The 16,565-nt window shown below is 71.2% G+C and carries 16 protein-coding genes; 15 read left to right on the forward strand and 1 reads right to left on the reverse strand.

Translation table 11 applies throughout. The annotated features are described in order from the left end of the window. Positions 1–63: 63 nt before the first annotated feature. The gene (locus FB462_RS09410) at positions 64–2,646 is read left to right on the forward strand and encodes an ATP-dependent Clp protease ATP-binding subunit (protein WP_141861542.1); all 2,583 of its coding nucleotides are present in this window, start codon (positions 64–66) and stop codon (positions 2,644–2,646) included. 629 nt (positions 2,647–3,275) lie between these two features. Further along, complete coding sequence (locus tag FB462_RS09415; RefSeq protein WP_141861544.1) at positions 3,276–3,509, forward strand: hypothetical protein; 234 nt, start codon at positions 3,276–3,278, stop codon at positions 3,507–3,509. 125 nt (positions 3,510–3,634) lie between these two features. Here the strand turns inward: FB462_RS09415 and FB462_RS09420 are convergent, their stop codons facing one another. Next, positions 3,635–4,654 (reverse strand): glycoside hydrolase family 6 protein, encoded by a 1,020-nt coding sequence (locus FB462_RS09420; protein ID WP_141861546.1) that lies wholly within the window; start codon positions 4,652–4,654, stop codon positions 3,635–3,637. Between the two features lie 152 nt (positions 4,655–4,806). Between FB462_RS09420 and FB462_RS09425 the strand changes: the two genes are divergently transcribed. The 13 genes from FB462_RS09425 to FB462_RS09485 all read left to right on the forward strand — a co-directional run bounded on the left by FB462_RS09425 (position 4,807) and on the right by FB462_RS09485 (position 16,549). Next, complete coding sequence (locus FB462_RS09425; RefSeq protein WP_058743030.1) at positions 4,807–5,349, forward strand: adenine phosphoribosyltransferase; 543 nt, start codon at positions 4,807–4,809, stop codon at positions 5,347–5,349. A 94-nt stretch (positions 5,350–5,443) separates the two neighbouring features. Beyond that, positions 5,444–7,432 (forward strand): threonine--tRNA ligase, encoded by a 1,989-nt coding sequence (thrS, locus tag FB462_RS09430; protein WP_141863314.1) that lies wholly within the window; start codon positions 5,444–5,446, stop codon positions 7,430–7,432. Then, on the forward strand, positions 7,432–8,058 hold the full coding sequence (locus tag FB462_RS09435; RefSeq protein ID WP_114851173.1) for an HIT family protein: 627 nt from the start codon (positions 7,432–7,434) through the stop codon (positions 8,056–8,058). The genes thrS and FB462_RS09435 overlap by 1 nt, the downstream gene beginning before the upstream one ends. Before the next feature lie 13 nt (positions 8,059–8,071). Then, positions 8,072–8,992 carry a pyridoxal 5'-phosphate synthase lyase subunit PdxS gene (gene pdxS / locus FB462_RS09440; protein WP_141861548.1) on the forward strand — a complete coding sequence of 307 codons (921 nt, stop codon included), beginning with the start codon at positions 8,072–8,074 and terminating at the stop codon, positions 8,990–8,992. Continuing rightward, positions 8,989–9,582 (forward strand): pyridoxal 5'-phosphate synthase glutaminase subunit PdxT, encoded by a 594-nt coding sequence (gene pdxT / locus FB462_RS09445; protein WP_141861550.1) that lies wholly within the window; start codon positions 8,989–8,991, stop codon positions 9,580–9,582. Before pdxS ends, pdxT begins: the two co-directional genes overlap by 4 nt. A 115-nt stretch (positions 9,583–9,697) precedes the next feature. Then, on the forward strand, positions 9,698–10,462 hold the full coding sequence (locus tag FB462_RS09450; RefSeq protein WP_058743032.1) for a YebC/PmpR family DNA-binding transcriptional regulator: 765 nt from the start codon (positions 9,698–9,700) through the stop codon (positions 10,460–10,462). Positions 10,463–10,466: 4 nt separating this feature from the next. Next, entirely contained in the window at positions 10,467–11,135 is a 669-nt protein-coding gene (gene ruvC / locus FB462_RS09455; RefSeq protein ID WP_083520117.1) for a crossover junction endodeoxyribonuclease RuvC, read from the forward strand. Between the two features lie 9 nt (positions 11,136–11,144). Beyond that, entirely contained in the window at positions 11,145–11,768 is a 624-nt protein-coding gene (gene ruvA / locus FB462_RS09460) for a Holliday junction branch migration protein RuvA (RefSeq protein WP_058743033.1), read from the forward strand. Further along, positions 11,765–12,796: a Holliday junction branch migration DNA helicase RuvB gene (gene ruvB / locus FB462_RS09465; RefSeq protein ID WP_058743034.1), complete on the forward strand. Its 1,032-nt coding sequence runs from the start codon at positions 11,765–11,767 to the stop codon at positions 12,794–12,796. Before ruvA ends, ruvB begins: the two co-directional genes overlap by 4 nt. A gap of 127 nt (positions 12,797–12,923) precedes the next feature. Continuing rightward, a complete protein-coding gene (locus FB462_RS09470) occupies positions 12,924–13,334 on the forward strand; it encodes a preprotein translocase subunit YajC (RefSeq protein WP_058743035.1) in 411 nt (136 codons plus the stop codon). Positions 13,335–13,425: 91 nt separating this feature from the next. Beyond that, positions 13,426–15,180, forward strand: coding sequence for a protein translocase subunit SecD (secD, locus tag FB462_RS09475; RefSeq protein ID WP_141861552.1), 1,755 nt, complete (start codon positions 13,426–13,428; stop codon positions 15,178–15,180). Beyond that, positions 15,180–16,184 (forward strand): protein translocase subunit SecF, encoded by a 1,005-nt coding sequence (gene secF, locus FB462_RS09480; RefSeq protein ID WP_141861553.1) that lies wholly within the window; start codon positions 15,180–15,182, stop codon positions 16,182–16,184. The genes secD and secF overlap by 1 nt, the downstream gene beginning before the upstream one ends. After that, a complete protein-coding gene (locus FB462_RS09485; protein WP_114851181.1) occupies positions 16,184–16,549 on the forward strand; it encodes a rhodanese-like domain-containing protein in 366 nt (121 codons plus the stop codon). Before secF ends, FB462_RS09485 begins: the two co-directional genes overlap by 1 nt. Positions 16,550–16,565 lie beyond the last annotated feature (16 nt).

Raw genomic sequence — 16,565 nt, forward strand, 5'->3', positions numbered from 1 at the left:
GAATGAGCCCGCTCCTCCTGCGTTGCATTGAGTCGAAGGCACTCAAGTTCCCAGGAGGTCCCGTTGCCAGAGACGTTCGGCCCGACCAGCGGCAGTGACTCGTTCGACGAGTTCCTCGCACGACTCCTCGCGGCCCAGGAGACCGGCGCCCGGCGGTCCGTCCCGCTCGGACGCCCGGTCGACATCACGCGACTGCTCAGCCGTCGCACCCACGAGCTGCTCCAGCGCACCGCCGCGTACGCCGTGTCCCAGGGACAGCGTGAGCTCGACGCGCTGCACCTGCTGCACGAGCTCGTCGCCACCGAACCCTTCGACGCGGTCGTCCGCTCCGCTGGCGTCGACCCGGAGCAGCTGACGAACGAGGTCGAGCAGCGCCTGCCCGCACCTTCGGACGCGCCCGTCGACGACCGCCCCGCCCTCACCCCGAGCGCGCAGCGCATCCTCGTCGAGGCCACCCAGGCGGCGCGCGGGTTCGGCAGCACCTACACCGACCCCGAGCACGTCTTCTTCGCGCTCGTCATGGACCAGGAGACCGTCACCGGTCAGCTCCTGGCGAGCGCCGGCGTGACCCCGCAGGTCATGCAGTCGTACGCACAGCAGGCCGCCGCGGCGGCTCGAGAGGGGCGTCCGGTGCCCGGCACCACCGACACCGACCAGCAGCAGTCGGACACCCCGACGCTCGACCAGTTCGGCACCGACCTCACCGAGCGCGCCCGACAGGGCGGCCTCGACCCGGTGATCGGGCGCGCCGAGGAGATCGAGCAGACCGTCGAGATCCTGCTCCGCCGCACCAAGAACAACCCCGTCCTGATCGGTGAGCCCGGCGTCGGCAAGACCGCCGTCGTCGAGGGGCTCGCACAGCGCATCGCCGACGGCGACGTCCCCGTGCTGCTCCAGGGCAAGCGGGTCGTCGCCCTCGACCTCGCCGGCATGCTCGCCGGCACGCGCTACCGGGGCGACTTCGAGGAGCGCCTGACGAACGCGATGGACGAGATCACGGCGCACGCCGACGAACTCATCGTCTTCGTCGACGAGCTGCACACCGTCGTCGGCGCCGGCGGTGGCGGCGAGGGCGGCTCGATGGACGCCGGCAACATCCTCAAGCCGCGCCTGGCCCGCGGCGAGCTGCACCTCGTCGGTGCGACGACGCTCGCCGAGTACCGCCGCATCGAGCAGGACGCCGCCCTCGAGCGCCGGTTCCAGCCCGTCACCGTGGGGGAGCCGAGCGTCGAGGACGCGGTCGCGATCCTGACCGGCCTGGCGTCCCGCTACGCCGAGCACCACGACGTCGAGTACACCGACCAGGCCCTCCGCGCCGCCGTCGAGCTCTCGCACCGGTACGTCACCGACCGGCACCTGCCCGACAAGGCGATCGACCTCATCGACCAGGCCGGCGCCCGCCGTCGGCTGGCCCGCTCGGGCGACGTCGACGTGGCCGCCCTGCGGGAGCAGGTCGCGTCCCTCGCCACGGCGAAGGACGCCGCGGTCGCCGAGGAACGCTACGAGGAGGCGTCGCGCCTGCGCGACGAGATCGACGGACTGGAGGCCCAGATCACCGCCGCCTCGCAGGACGACGGCAGCCGCGCCTCCCGTCCGGCACCGGGTGACCGTACGATCACGGAGGCCGACGTCGCCGCGGTGGTGTCCCGGGCCACCGGGATCCCCGCGACCCGCCTCACGCAGGGTGACCGGAGCCGACTGGCCGGCCTGGAGGACGAGCTGCACGAGCGGGTCGTCGGCCAGGACGACGCGGTGCGCGCCGTCGCGACGGCCGTCCGGCGGAGCCGGACGGGCATGGGCGACCCGCGGCGGCCGGTCGGGAGCTTCCTGTTCCTCGGCCCGACAGGTGTCGGCAAGACCGAGCTCGCGAAGGCCCTCGCCGGGTCGCTCTTCGGCGACGAGTCGGCGATGCTCCGGTTCGACATGAGCGAGTTCGGCGAGCGCCACACGGTCTCGCGGCTCGTCGGTGCGCCTCCCGGGTACGTCGGCTACGGCGAGGCCGGGCAGCTCACCGAGCGCGTGCGGCGCAACCCGTACTCGGTGATCCTGCTCGACGAGGTCGAGAAGGCGCACCCGGACGTGTTCAACCTGCTCCTGCAGGTGCTCGACGACGGGCGCCTGACCGACGGACAGGGACGCACCGTCGACTTCCGGAACACGGTCGTCGTCATGACGTCGAACATCGGCTCGGAGTTCCTCGCCTCGAGGTCCGGTGCGCTCGGCTTCTCGGCCGCGGGGGACGGCGGTTTCGACGAGGACGACCTGCGGCGCCGCGTGATGGGGCGGCTGCGCGAGGCCGTGCGTCCGGAGTTCATCAACCGCATCGACGACATCGTGCTGTTCCGCAAGCTCGAGCAGGACCAGCTCCGGTCGATCGTCGACCTGCTGCTGCGGGACACCTCCCTGCGGCTGCTCGCCCAGGGGATGACCCTGTCGGTGTCCGACGCCGCGGCCGCCTGGCTCGCCGAGCACGGTGCCGAGCCGGAGTACGGCGCCCGTCCGCTCCGTCGGCTCATCCAGCGCGAGGTGGACGACCGCATCGCGACCCTGGTCGTGGACGAGTCCGTGCACGAGGGCGACACCGTCCGCGTGGACGTGGTCGACGGCGCGCTCGTGGTCGGTGTCGTGGACACCGCCCTGGTCTGACCCTCGCCACACGACGGCCCGGTACCGCTTCGGTACCGGGCCGTCGTCGTGTGCGGAATGCGATCTGGAACTTCTTCCGGATTTCTTCGAGAAAAGGGTTGCGCTCGCATTCCCGGGATGGATAGTGTTCACGAGCACCACCGGCTGAACGACGATGAAAGGGGGCCGACAAGATGATGATCACCGCGATGAACCCGTTCCGTGGAGTCCGTGGGATCGGCGGCTCCCCGATCCGTCACCGCTGACGCGGGACGTCCCCTCCAGCCCACCCGGCCGTGCCGAGGAGGCTGCGCTCAATCAGCTGCGCCCGAGGAGCTCGGCGCAACGCTGCTGATCCACGCGGCTGACGCGCTCGTCGGTTCCGCCCTGCGAGCCCGCCTTGCGGGCGCGCTCCGCGGGTCCTGTCCGGGGCGCGACCGCCCGTCGCAGATCCGGTCCTGACCGGACGCGCGCGGCGCGTCCCGTGGGCTGAGCGGACGACGTCCCCACGATCTTCCAGTGCCGCGTGCCGACATTCTCGGTCGCCGCGCGGAATGTCGTCGCGTGCATTTCCGGCGCGCTCCGGCACTGCATTCCTGCCCGCTCCTGCGGGTTGTTCCGTCCTGCCCTCCTGCCAGAAAGGCACCACCGTGTCGAACGACCTCGACGTCCGCCCTCCCAGTACCCGTGCGCCCCGGCGCCGGGTCTCCCTCGCCGACCGCATCGCCCTCCGGGTCGGCATGTCCCTGATCATCTGGAGCCGGCGCACCCACCACGTGCGGTACGCCGCCGACCACGCCACCCGGCTGCGGCTCGACCGCGAGCGGCGCCAGCGCGAGGTGGACCTGCTCGTGCACGGCGCCGTCATGCGCATGTGGCGCTGAGCCCCGCGGTCACGGCCGCCGGCCGCCGGCTGCCGTCGCTCCGAACCACGAACGCGACGTCGAACCAGGCATCCCGCCTGGCTCGACGTCGCTTCGTCGGTTCGACGCGCGTCGAGCCGTCCGCGCTACCGCTTCCGGTTCGCCACGAGGGCGACCGCGTACGCCGGGAACCACGTCCCAGCCGCCGGTCCGCCGTTGCAGGTCCCGTCGCTGGCGCCGGGGGTCTTCACCCACAGCAGGGCGTCCAGCCGCGTGGTCCCGGCGGTGACCCGCGGCGACTGCCCGAGTCCGGCGCCCGTCGGGTTGCACCACGTGCCGCGCCACCCGCGGCCGTTCCGTGACACGTCGATCACGTAGCGCGCGCCGCCGACCAGTGCGCTGAGACGGTCGGCGTAGGCGCGCTCCCCTTCGACACCGTAGAAGTTCGCCACGTTCGTGTAGAAACCCCGTGCTCGGTCGATGCCCGCGCGCTGCAGCAGCGCCGCCTGCACGGCCGGCGGGTTCCAGTCCTCGTTCCCGCCGTCCAGGTAGGCGGGGACCCCGGCGTCGGCGAACGCACGGACCGCCGAGGCCACCAGTGCGGGACGGGTCGCGCTCTCGGACACGCACGAGGTCAGGTGGGACAGCGAGTCCGGTTCGACGAGGACGACGGCGCGGTGGCCGCGGAGCATCGTCGCGATCCGCTGGTTCCACACGGGGTACTCCGCTGCGCTGAGTCCGCCGGCCGAGTACCCACCGCAGTCCCGGTTCGGGATCGCGTAGGTCACGAACACCGGGGTCGTCCCGCTCTTCTCGGCCGCGGCGAGGTTGCGGGCCACGACGCGGTCCAGCTGGTCGCCGCGGAGCCAGTCGCCCAGCCAGGTGGCGATGGGCTGCGCGGCGATCGTCCGAGCGGCCGCCGCGTCGGCGGTCCTGCCCTGGGCGGCGAGTGCCGCGGCCGCGGCGGCGGGTTGGTTGTCCGGCTGCACGGTCAGTCCGCCGGCGAACACCGCACTCGCGGGTGCCGTCCTGATGGTGCCCGCCGCGATCGGCGCGCGGGCCGTCCGTGTGGCAGCCGTCGCACTGCTCGGCGCGACCGACAGGCCGACGACCACGATCGCCGCCGTGAAGGCGGCGGTGGCCAGGGTGCTGACGCGGTGGTGCACGGTTCCTCCCGACCAGGAGGGCGCCCCGTGCACCCGGTCGACCGGTCCTCGTCCAATGGGAACCCCTCACCGGCCCGCGCGTCGAGCACCAGAACGAGGGGCAGGGACCGCCCTCGGCGTGGTCCGCCCACGCGGTCGACTACCGTTGTGCGGTGACCGAAACCGCTGCTGCCCTCGTCGAACGTCTCACCGCGATCGTGCCGGACTTCCCGAAGCCCGGCATCCTGTTCCGCGACGTGACCCCGGTGTTCTCCGACCCCGTCGCGTTCGGCCGCGTCTGCGAGGCCCTCGCCGCGCCGTTCGCCGTGGGCGCGGGGTTCCAGGCGGTCGCCGGCATCGAGGCCCGCGGGTTCGCCCTCGCCGGGGGGATCGCCGCGCAGCACCAGGTCGGCGTGCTGACCGTCCGCAAGGCGGGGAAGCTCCCCGGCGAGGTCCTCAGCGAGCAGTACGCGCTGGAGTACGGCGAGGCCGAGCTCGAGCTCCGCCCGGGCCAGCTGCCGCAGGGGACCCGGGTGCTCGTCGTCGACGACGTCCTCGCGACCGGCGGGACGGCGGCAGCCACCGTCACGCTGCTCGAGCGCGCGGGCTACGAGGCGATCGGCTTCGCGTCGCTCCTCGAGCTCGACGGCCTGGCCGGGCGCGAGCGCCTCGAGCCGCGCCTGCCCGTCACGACGCTCGGGCGCGTGCCCGCCTGAACCGGCGTGACCGCGCACTAGTCTTGACCCACCCCAGAACCAACCGAGGAGCACCACGATCGTGACCGACGCAGTCGCACCCGAGCCCGCAGACCTGCCCCAGGCACCCGAGCCCCGCACCGCGACGACGGCCACGACGGGCACCGAGCTCTTCGACGGCGAGCGTGGCGTCGTCGCCATCCGCGTCGGCGGTGTCCTGAAGGACCTCGACGCGGCCGTGCAGGACGGCGAGACCGTCGAGGCGGTGACGCTGCAGGAGCAGGACGGCCTCGACATCCTCCGACACTCCGCCGCGCACGTGCTCGCACAGGCGGTCCAGCAGATCAACCCGGACGCCAAGCTCGGCATCGGCCCGCCCGTCACCGACGGCTACTACTACGACTTCGACGTCGCCGAGCCGTTCACGCCCGAGGACCTCAAGGCGATCGAGAAGGGCATGGACCGGATCGTCCGCCAGGCCCAGCGCTTCCGGCGCGTCGTGGTCACCGACGACGAGGCCCGTGAGCGCATGGCGGGGGAGCCCTACAAGCAGGAGCTCATCGGCCTCAAGGGCGCCGCGGCCGACGGCGACTCCGGCGAGAGCGTCGAGGTCGGCGCCGGCGAGCTCACCGTCTACGAGAACGTCGACCCGAAGTCGGGCGAGGTCGTCTGGCAGGACCTGTGCCGCGGCCCGCACGTCCCGCACACCCGCTGGATCGGCAACGCGTCGAAGCTCATGCGCGTGGCGGCGGCCTACTGGCGCGGTTCCGAGAAGAACCCGCAGCTGCAGCGCGTCTACGGCACGGCGTGGCCGGACAAGGAGCAGCTCAAGGCGTACCAGCTCCGGCTCGAAGAGGCAGCGAAGCGCGACCACCGCAAGCTCGGTGCCGAGCTCGACCTGTTCTCGTTCCCCGACGAGATCGGCTCGGGCCTGGCGATCTTCCACCCGAAGGGCGGCATCATCCGCCGCGAGATGGAGGACTACTCGCGCCGCCGACACGAACAAGAGGGCTACTCCTTCGTCTACACGCCGCACATCACCAAGGGCGACCTGTTCGAGCAGTCGGGCCACCTCGGCTGGTACAAGGACGGCATGTTCCCGGCCATGCACATGGACCAGGCGACCGACGAGGACGGCAACGTCACGCGGCAGGGGGCGGACTACTACCTCAAGCCGATGAACTGCCCGATGCACATCCTGGCGTACCGCTCGCAGGCCCGCTCCTACCGCGACCTGCCCCTGCGGATGTTCGAGTTCGGCACGGTCTACCGCAACGAGAAGTCCGGCGTCATCCACGGCCTCACGCGCGTCCGCGGCATGACCCAGGACGACGCCCACATCTTCACCACGCAGGAGAAGATGAAGGAGGAGCTCACCACGACGCTCCAGTTCGTCCTCTCGCTCCTGCGCGACTACGGCCTCGACGACTTCTACCTCGAGCTCTCCACGAAGGACCCGGAGAAGTACGTCGGCGACGACGACGTGTGGGAGGTCGCGACGGACACCCTGCGCGAGGTCGCCGAGGAGTCCGGGCTCGAGCTCGTCCCGGACCCGGCGGGCGCGGCGTTCTACGGCCCGAAGATCTCGGTGCAGGCGCGTGACGCCATCGGCCGCACGTGGCAGATGTCGACCGTGCAGCTCGACTTCAACCTGCCGGAGCGCTTCGGCCTCGAGTACACGGCGCCGGACGGCTCGCGGCAGCGCCCGGTGATGATCCACCGCGCCCTGTTCGGCTCGATCGAGCGCTTCTTCGGCGTCCTCACCGAGCACTACGCGGGTGCGTTCCCGGCGTGGCTGTCCCCGGTCCAGGTCGTCGCGATCCCGGTCGCCGCCGAGTACGGCGACTACCTCGACGAGGTCGTCGCGAAGCTCCGTTCGCACGGTGTCCGCGCCGAGGTCGACCACTCGGACGACCGCATGCAGAAGAAGATCCGCACGCACACCAAGGCGAAGGTGCCGTTCCAGCTCATCGCCGGCGGCGACGACCGCGACGCCGGTGCCGTGAGCTTCCGCTTCCGCGACGGCCGCCAGGACAACGGCGTGCCCGTGGACGAGGCGGTCGAGCGCATCCTCACCGCGATCCGCGACCGCACGCAGGTCTGATGGTCGCCGAGCAGCCGGGAGGCACGCCGTCGGTCCCCGGGACCGGTCACGTCGACGACGTGGTCGGTCCCGACCCGCTGGTCATCCGGGACGCCGCGACCGGCGCGGCCGTCCCGGACGCCTTCCAGCGGCTCTGGAACCCGCACCGGATGGCGTACATCGACGCCGGTCGAGAGGGGAAGGGCCGCGGGCACGAGGACGACTGCCCGTTCTGCGAGGCACCGCAGAAGTCCGACGAGGACGCCCTCATCGTCGCCCGCGGCGAGCACGCCTACGTCCTGCTCAACCTGTTCCCGTACAACAACGGCCACCTGCTCGTCTGCCCGTACCGGCACGTCCCGCTCTACGACGAGGCGACGCCGGACGAGACCCGCGAGATGGCGGAGCTGACCCAGACGGCGATGCGCGTGCTGCGTGCCGTGTCGCACTGCGACGGCTTCAACATCGGCATGAACCAGGGCGAGATCGCCGGCGCCGGGGTGGCCGGGCACCTGCACCAGCACGTCGTCCCGCGGTGGGCCTCGGACTCGAACTTCTTCCCGATCATCGCCCGGACGAAGTCGATGTCCCAGCTGCTGGGGGACACCCGCCGACTCGTCGCGGAAGGCTGGCCGACGGCGCACTAGAGTGGAGGGCATCATGAGCGACAGCACCAGCACCTCGGGCACCAACGGCACCTCGATCACCGGCTCCGACCGCGTCAAGCGCGGTCTCGCCGAGATGCTCAAGGGCGGCGTGATCATGGACGTCGTCGACGCCGAGCAGGCCCGCATCGCGGAGGAAGCCGGCGCGACCGCCGTCATGGCCCTCGAGCGCGTCCCCGCCGACATCCGCGCGCAGGGCGGCGTCGCCCGCATGTCCGACCCGTCGATGATCGAGGAGATCATCGCCGCGGTGTCGATCCCCGTCATGGCGAAGGCCCGCATCGGCCACTTCGTCGAGGCCCAGGTGCTCCAGGAGCTCGGCGTCGACTACATCGACGAGTCCGAGGTCCTGTCGCCCGCCGACTACGTCAACCACATCGACAAGTGGAACTTCACCACGCCGTTCGTCTGCGGTGCCACCAACCTGGGCGAGGCGCTCCGTCGCATCACCGAGGGTGCCGCGATGATCCGCTCCAAGGGCGAGGCCGGCACCGGTGACGTCTCCGAGGCGACGAAGCACATCCGCACCATCTCGAAGGAGATCGCGGCGCTGCGGTACCTCAAGGAGGACGAGCTCTACGTCGCCGCGAAGGAGCTCCAGGCGCCGTTCGACGTCGTCAAGGAGGTCGCGCAGACCGGCAAGCTCCCGGTCGTGCTCTTCACCGCCGGTGGTGTCGCCACCCCGGCCGACGCCGCGATGATGATGCAGCTCGGTGCCGACGGCGTGTTCGTCGGGTCCGGCATCTTCAAGTCCGGCGACCCCGCGAAGCGTGCCGCCGCGATCGTCAGGGCCGTCACCTTCCACGACGACCCCAAGGTCATCGCCGAGGTGTCCCGCGGGCTCGGCGAGGCCATGGTCGGCATCAACGTCGCCGACGTCCCCGCTCCGCACCGTCTCGCCGAGCGCGGCTGGTGAGCGCCCGGCCCCGCATCGGGGTCCTCGCGCTGCAGGGTGACTTCCGCGAGCACATCGCCTCGCTGACGGAGCTCGGCGCCGACGTCGTGCCGCTCCGCCGCCCGGAAGAGATCGACGCCCTCGACGGTGTCGTGATCCCGGGCGGCGAGTCGAGCGTCATGGACAAGCTCTCCCGGGCCTTCGGCGTGGCCGAGCCCCTGTCCGCGGCGATCCGCGGCGGGCTCCCGACGTACGGCACCTGCGCGGGCATGATCATGCTCTCGTCGCGCATCGCCGCGGGGATCCCCGGGCAGCAGACCCTCGACGTGCTCGACACCACGGTGCGTCGCAACGCCTTCGGCAGCCAGAACGACTCCTTCGAGACCGACATCCCGATGCCGGCGCTCGGCGACGCCCCGGTGCACGCGGTGTTCATCCGTGCGCCCGTGGTGGAGCGGCACGGGGCCGGCGTCCAGGTCCTCGGCGCCCTCGCCGACGGGCAGGTCGTCGCCGTGCAGCAGGGCAACGTGCTCGCGAGTGCGTTCCACCCCGAGGTCGCCGGCGAGGACCGCTTCCACCGCCGCTTCCTGGCGATGGTCCGCTCCGGCTGAAGCCCGACCCGGGTGCCGGGCGCGACCGGGCTGGGACGCGACCCGCGGGGCGGCGGCGATCCGATCCTCCCGGCCGGTAGACTGGTCCGGATCTTCAGCGAGACCAAGGAGCACCGTGTCCGGGCATTCCAAGTGGGCAACGACCAAGCACAAGAAGGCGGTCATCGACCAGCGCCGCGCGAAGTCGTTCGCCAAGCTCATCAAGAACATCGAGGTCGCGGCCAAGATGGGCGGGGCCGACCTGTCGGGCAACCCGACCCTGGTCGACGCGGTCCAGAAGGCCAAGAAGACCTCGGTGCCGAACGACAACATCGACCGCGCCATCAAGCGCGGCGCCGGTCTGACCGGTGAGTCGATCGAGTACACGACGATCATGTACGAGGGCTACGGCCCGAACGGCGTCGCGATGCTCGTCGAGTGCCTCACCGACAACAAGAACCGCGCCGCGGCCGAGGTCCGGACGGCGATGTCCCGCAACGGCGGCACCATGGCCGACCCGGGCAGCGTCGCCTACAACTTCTCCCGCAAGGGCGTCATCTCGGTGACGAAGGTCGACGGCCTCGACGAGGACACCGTCATGACGGCCGTGCTCGACGCGGGCGTCGAGGACGTCATCGACCAGGGCGGTGGCTTCGAGGTCATCACCGAGGCGACCGACCTCGTCGCTGCGCGCACCGCGCTGCAGGACGCCGGCATCGACTACGACTCCGCCGACGCCGAGTTCGTCCCCGGCGTCAAGGTCCCGGTCGACGCGGACACCGCGCGCAAGGTCTTCAAGCTGATCGACGCGCTCGAGGACTCGGACGACGTGCAGAACGTCTACGCGAACTTCGACATCCCCGCGGACGTCCAGGCCGAGCTCGACGAGGACGAGGACTAGTCCGATGCTCCGGGTGCTCGGGGTCGACCCCGGGCTCACCCGGTGCGGCGTCGGCGTGGTCGAGGTCGCACCGAACCGGCGTGCCCGGCTCGTGCACGTCACCGTCGTGCGCACGCCGGCCGACATGGCGCTCGAACAGCGCCTACTCCGCATCGCGGACGGCATCGCCGCCGAGATCGACGAGCACCGTCCGGACGCCGTCGCCGTCGAGCGCGTCTTCGCGCAGGCGAACGTCCGGACGGTGATGGGCACGGCCCAGGCCGCCGGACTCGCGCTGCACGCCGCGGCGGCGCGCGGTCTGCCCGTCGGACTGCACACGCCGTCCGAGGTCAAGGCCGCCGTCACCGGCTACGGCAACGCCGACAAGCGGCAGGTGCAGACCATGATCGCTCGGGTGCTCGGACTCGACGAGGCCCCGAAGCCGGCGGACGCCGCGGACGCGCTCGCGCTGGCCGTGTGCCATGCCTGGAGGCTCGGATCACCCGACCGGGTCGGCCCCGGTCCGGCGACGCTCACCCCGGCACAGCGCGCCTGGCGGGACGCGCAGGCCGGCACCGCGGACTCCCCGCTCGCCCGCGCGGCCGCCGCGGCGCGTCCGGGCGGTGGCGCACCGTTCGCTCGCGGCCGGGGCGGTGCCGCGCGGCGGGCCGGCTCCGTCGGTGGGCAGCCCTAGGCTCGGAGCATGATCGCGAGCCTCCGGGGAACCTGCATCGACATCGCCGGATCGGCCGTGGTGGTCGAGGTCGGGGGAGTCGGGTACGCCGTGACCGTCACCCCGGCGCACGCGCTGACGATGCGCCACGGGTCCGAGGTGTTCCTGCGCACGCGGATGATCGTGCGCGAGGACGAGCACCAGCTGTTCGGCTTCGAGTCGGCCGAGGCGCTGCAGGTCTTCGACTTCCTGCGCAGCGTGTCGGGCGTCGGCCCGAAGTCCGCGATGGGGGTGCTCGCACACCTCGACCCTGCCCAGGTCGCGAACGCCGTGGCCGCCGAGGACGACGCCGTCTTCCGCAAGGTCTCCGGCATCGGCCCGAAGACCGCCAAGCTCATCACGGTCGCGCTCTCCGGCAAGCTCCTCGCCTTCGAGCAGGCACCCGCCGGCGCCACGGTCGCGGGTGCCGCCGGGGGACACCCCGCCGCGATCGACGTCGTCTCGGCGCTCGTCGGCCTCGGGTGGCGCGAGGACGCCGCGCAGTCCGCCGTCGACTCGGTCGTCGCCACCGACCCGGGCGCCGCCGCCATGGGCACGCAGTCGCTCCTCCGCGCCGCGCTCGGGACCCTCCGTCCCGCGGGGGCCGGACGGTGAGCGGCATCACCTCCGCCGGCGCCGAGTCGCAGGAAGAACTGGCGTTCGAGGGCGCGCTCCGCCCGAAGTCCCTGGACGAGTTCGTCGGCCAGCGCAAGGTCCGCGGGCAGCTCGACCTGCTGCTCAAGGCCGCCGCGATGCAGGAACGCACGCCGGACCACATCCTGATGGCCGGGCCGCCCGGTCTCGGCAAGACGACGCTCGCGATGATCGTCGCGCACGAGTCCGGCCGTCCGCTGCGGATGTCGAGCGGGCCGGCGATCCAGCACGCCGGTGACCTCGCGGCGGTGCTCTCGTCGCTCGTCCCGGGCGAGGTCCTCTTCATCGACGAGATCCACCGCATGGCGCGCTCCGCAGAGGAGATGCTCTACCTCGCGATGGAGGACTTCCGCATCGACGTCATGGTCGGCAAGGGTGCTGGCGCGACGAGCATCCCGCTCGACCTCGCGCCGTTCACGCTCGTCGGAGCGACCACCCGCGCGGGCCTCCTCCCGAACCCCCTGCGCGACCGCTTCGGCTTCACGGCACACCTCGAGTTCTACGAGAAGGACGAGCTCGAACAGGTCCTGATCCGCGCCGCCCACCTGCTCGACCTGCGCATCGACCGCTCGGCGCTCCGCGAGATCGCCGGGCGCTCCCGAGGGACCCCACGCATCGCGAACCGTCTGCTCCGCCGGGTCCGGGACTACGCGCTCGTGCACGGCACCGCCGACGGCATGACGGCCGTCCAGGGGGCGCTCGACCTGTACGACGTCGACGAACTCGGTCTCGACCGCCTCGACCGCGCAGTCGTCGAGACGATGCTCACGCGCTTCGACGGGGGTCCGGTCGGCCTGAACACCCTCGCGGTGTCCGTCGGCGAGGAGTCCGAGACCATCGAGTCCGTCGTGGAGCCGTTCCTCGTGCGGGTCGGCCTCGTCACGCGGACGCCGCGCGGTCGGATCGCCACCCCGCAGGCCTGGCGCCACTTCGGCCTGACGCCGGGCGCCGCCACCGGGATGCAGCCGGACCTGTTCGACGACGAATAGCGGCATGCGGTATTCTGCATCCTGAGTCGTGCGCCGGGTGCAGCACCCCGCGCGACCGGACGGGTGCAGACCCGTGCCCTAGACTGCTACGGCCCGAAGCCGAGCAACCAGAGAAGGCAACGCCATCATGGATCAATCCATCTTCCTCATCGTCATCATCGTCGCGTTCGCCGCCTTCATGTTCTACAGCAGCCGGAAGCGCAAGAAGCAGCAGGCCGAGCTGCAGACGAAGATGCAGCCGGGCGCCCGCGTCATGCTCTCCTTCGGCCTCTACGGCACGCTGCTCTCCGTCGACGACGAGAAGGTCACCGCCGACGTCGAGATCGCCCCGGGCACCGTCGTGACGGTCCACCGTCAGACGCTCTCCCGCGTGGTCGACGACAACGCCTCCGACGTCGACGAGACCGTGACCACGGACGACGCAGCCGCGGCTCCGGTCCTGGACCTCGGCAAGGACGACCGTCGCGACGAGCCGGAGTTCGGGCAGCGCGTCGAGCCGACCGAGTCCGACGCGGCGAAGCGCAAGACCGAAGACTGACACCCCCGGGCCACCGGGTCCTCGTGACCCGGTGGCCTCACTCCTGCCGCCGGCGTCGCCGTCGGTCCTGAACAGAAAGACGAGACGACCGGTGGCACGATCGACACCCGTCAAGAAGGCGTTGCGCTCGCTCACCTGGTTGGTGATCATCATGGCCGCACTCGCGGGCCTGAACACCGCCGCATCGGTGCTGGCAGCGAACACCAAGGACGACACCGGCAAGTGGTTCGCCGGCGCGAGCTGGGTGCCGGAACTGGCGCTCGACCTGCAGGGCGGCACGCAGCTGACGCTCGCGGCGCAGAACACGCAGGGCGGCTCGGTGACGTCCCAGCAGCTCAACCAGGCGGTCAACATCATCCGCCAGCGCATCAACGCCACGGGTGTCTCCGAGTCGCAGATCAACACGCAGGGCACGAACAACATCGTCGTGTCCATCCCGGGCAAGCCCGACAAGGCGACCATCGACCGCATCGAGGCCGCGGCCAAGCTCACCTTCCGCCCGGTGCTCTACACCGAGGCCGCGACGAGCACTTCGGTCGGGGGTGCGAACGGCTCCTCCGCGTCGCCGACGCCGTACACCCCGCCAGCGTCGCTCGAGGCCACGCCGTCCGCGAAGGCGACGAACGGCAGCGACCTCTCGCAGGTCACGCCCGCGCTGCAGGACCTGTACACGAACTACAACTGCAAGGCCCCGGACGACGTCACGACGGCGCCCGACGACCAGCCCCTCGTCACCTGCGACCAGGACGGCGCCGCGAAGTACATCCTCGGCCCGGTCGAGGTCTCCGGCTCCGGCATCAGCAACGCGACCTCCGGACTCGCGACCGACTCGCAGGGCGCGACGACCGGTCAGTGGGCCGTCAACCTGACCTTCAAGGGCAAGGCGTCGGACGACTTCCGCGAGGTCACCAGCCGCCTGGTCAAGCTCCAGCCGCCGCAGAACCAGTTCGCCATCGTCCTCGACGGCACGGTCATCACCGCGCCGGCGTCGAACGCGGCGATCACCAACGGCAAGGCGCAGATCACCGGCAACTTCACCGCGGAGACCTCGAAGACCCTGGCGGACCAGCTGAAGTACGGCGCGCTGCCGATCAACTTCCAGGTGCAGTCGAACGAGAACATCTCGGCGACGCTCGGCACCGCGCAGCTCGTCGGCGGCCTCGTCGCCGGTCTGATCGGTCTGATCCTCGTCGTGATCTACTCGATCATCCAGTACCGCGCGCTGGCGTTCGTCACGGTCCTGTCGCTCGGCGTCGCCGCGGTGATCACCTACCTGGTCATCGCGATCATGTCGTGGCGCGTCGACTACCGGCTCTCGCTCGCGGGCGTCGCGGGCCTGATCGTGGCCATCGGCATCACGGCGGACTCGTTCATCGTCTACTTCGAGCGCATCCGTGACGAGCTCCGGGACGGCCGCGGACTCGAGAGCGCGGTGGAGTCCGGTTGGAAGCGGGCGCTCCGCACGATCCTGGCGTCCGACTCGATCAACTTCCTCGCCGCCGTGGTGCTCTACATCCTCGCGGTCAGCGACGTGAAGGGCTTCGCGTTCACGCTGCTCCTCACCACGCTCATCGACGTCGTCGTCGTCGTGCTCTTCACGCACCCGATGATGCAGCTCATCGCCCGCAGCCGGTTCTTCGGCGAGGGCCACCGGTTCAGCGGACTCGACCCGTCCGCCCTCGGCGCGGTCTACCGCGGTCGCGCGCAGTTCCGCGCTCCCGTGGTCGACGGCAAGCGCCAGCGCAGCGCGGGCGAGGCCCAGCGCCGCCAGACGATCGCGGAGCGGAAGGCCCAGCAGGCCTCCGGCGCGCAGGACGGCACGACGCCGGACGGGAAGGACGACTGATGGCCAGCTTCAGCCAGTTCGGCAACGACCTCTACACGGGCAAGCGCTCGTACGACATCGTCGGCCGACGCAAGACGTGGTACCTCGTCGCGATCATCGCGATCGTGGTGTCCCTCGCCGTGCCGTGGCTCCGCGGCGGGTACCAGCTCGGCATCGAGTTCACCGGCGGCTCCGAGTTCACGATCTCGAACGCCGGCTCGACCGACCAGTCGATCGCGACGCGTACCGTCGAGTCGATCGTGCCCGAGGGCATCCCGCGCGTCTCGCAGGTCGGCCAGGACGGCATCCGCGTCCAGACCGAGCAGCTGACCGACCGCGAGACCACCCAGGTGCAGGACGCCCTCGCGAAGGCGTACGACGTCTCCGATGACCAGGTCGCCTCGACGTACATCGGTGCGACGTGGGGTGCCGACGTGCTCGCCCAGGCGATCCGCGGACTCGTGATCTTCCTCGTGCTCGCCGCCGTCGTCATGGCGCTGTACTTCCGCACCTGGAAGATGTCCGTCTCCGCCATGGTGGCGCTGCTGCACGACCTGCTCATCACGGCGGGCGTGTACGGCATCGTCGGGCTCGAGGTCACGCCAGCAGCGGTCATCGGCTTCCTGACGATCCTCGGGTACTCGCTGTACGACACCGTCGTGGTGTTCGACAAGGTGCGTGAGAACACGAGCCAGGAGTCGCACCGGACCTTCGTCCAGTCGGTGAACCTCGCGGTGAACCAGACCCTCGTCCGGTCGATCAACACCTCGGTCGTGGCCCTGCTGCCCGTCGCGGCGATCCTGTTCATCGGCTCCTACGTGCTCGGCGCCGGCACGCTGCGGGACATCTCGCTCGCGCTGTTCATCGGCATCATCGTGGGCACGTACTCGACGATCTTCATCGCGTCGCCGATGTACGCCCACCTGCGCGAGAACGAGCCGAAGATCAAGCAGGCCGACGCCAAGAAGCGCCAGGCGGCCGAGAAACGGCAGCGCGAGGTCGACGCGACCGCCGAGGCCGTCTGATGGCGGTCGAGGTGCACGACGTCGACGTCGCCGAGGCCCGTCGCCGTATCGACGCCGGTGCGCGGCTGTTCGACGTCCGCGAGCAGGGGGAGTGGGACGAGGTCCACGCTCCCGAGGCGACGCTCGTGCCCATGTCGGAGCTCGTCGCCCGCTGGCAGGAGATCGACGGGGGCGACCAGCCCGCGATCGTCGTCTGCCACTCCGGCGGCCGGTCCGCCCGGGTCGTCGCCGCGCTCGAGCAGTCCGGTGTCCCCGCGGTGAACCTCGTCGGCGGGATGACGGCATGGGAGCAGGCCGGCGAGCCGGTCGTCCGCGCGGGTGCCACCGCCGAGGACGCCCAGGGCGAACCGCGTCACGAGCACTGACCGGACGCGCGTAGGC

The sequence above is a fragment of the Curtobacterium citreum genome (assembly GCF_006715175.1).
Classification (GTDB): Bacteria; Actinomycetota; Actinomycetes; order Actinomycetales; family Microbacteriaceae; genus Curtobacterium; species Curtobacterium citreum.

Coding starts and splice junctions, on each gene's coding strand:
- FB462_RS09435 (WP_114851173.1), top strand. CDS start 7,432: ATGGTCGCCGAGCAGCCGGGAGGCACGCCGTCGGTCCCCGGGACCGGT.
- pdxS (WP_141861548.1), top strand. CDS start 8,072: ATGAGCGACAGCACCAGCACCTCGGGCACCAACGGCACCTCGATCACC.
- ruvC (WP_083520117.1), top strand. CDS start 10,467: ATGCTCCGGGTGCTCGGGGTCGACCCCGGGCTCACCCGGTGCGGCGTC.
- ruvA (WP_058743033.1), top strand. CDS start 11,145: ATGATCGCGAGCCTCCGGGGAACCTGCATCGACATCGCCGGATCGGCC.
- FB462_RS09470 (WP_058743035.1), top strand. CDS start 12,924: ATGGATCAATCCATCTTCCTCATCGTCATCATCGTCGCGTTCGCCGCC.
- secF (WP_141861553.1), top strand. CDS start 15,180: ATGGCCAGCTTCAGCCAGTTCGGCAACGACCTCTACACGGGCAAGCGC.
- FB462_RS09485 (WP_114851181.1), top strand. CDS start 16,184: ATGGCGGTCGAGGTGCACGACGTCGACGTCGCCGAGGCCCGTCGCCGT.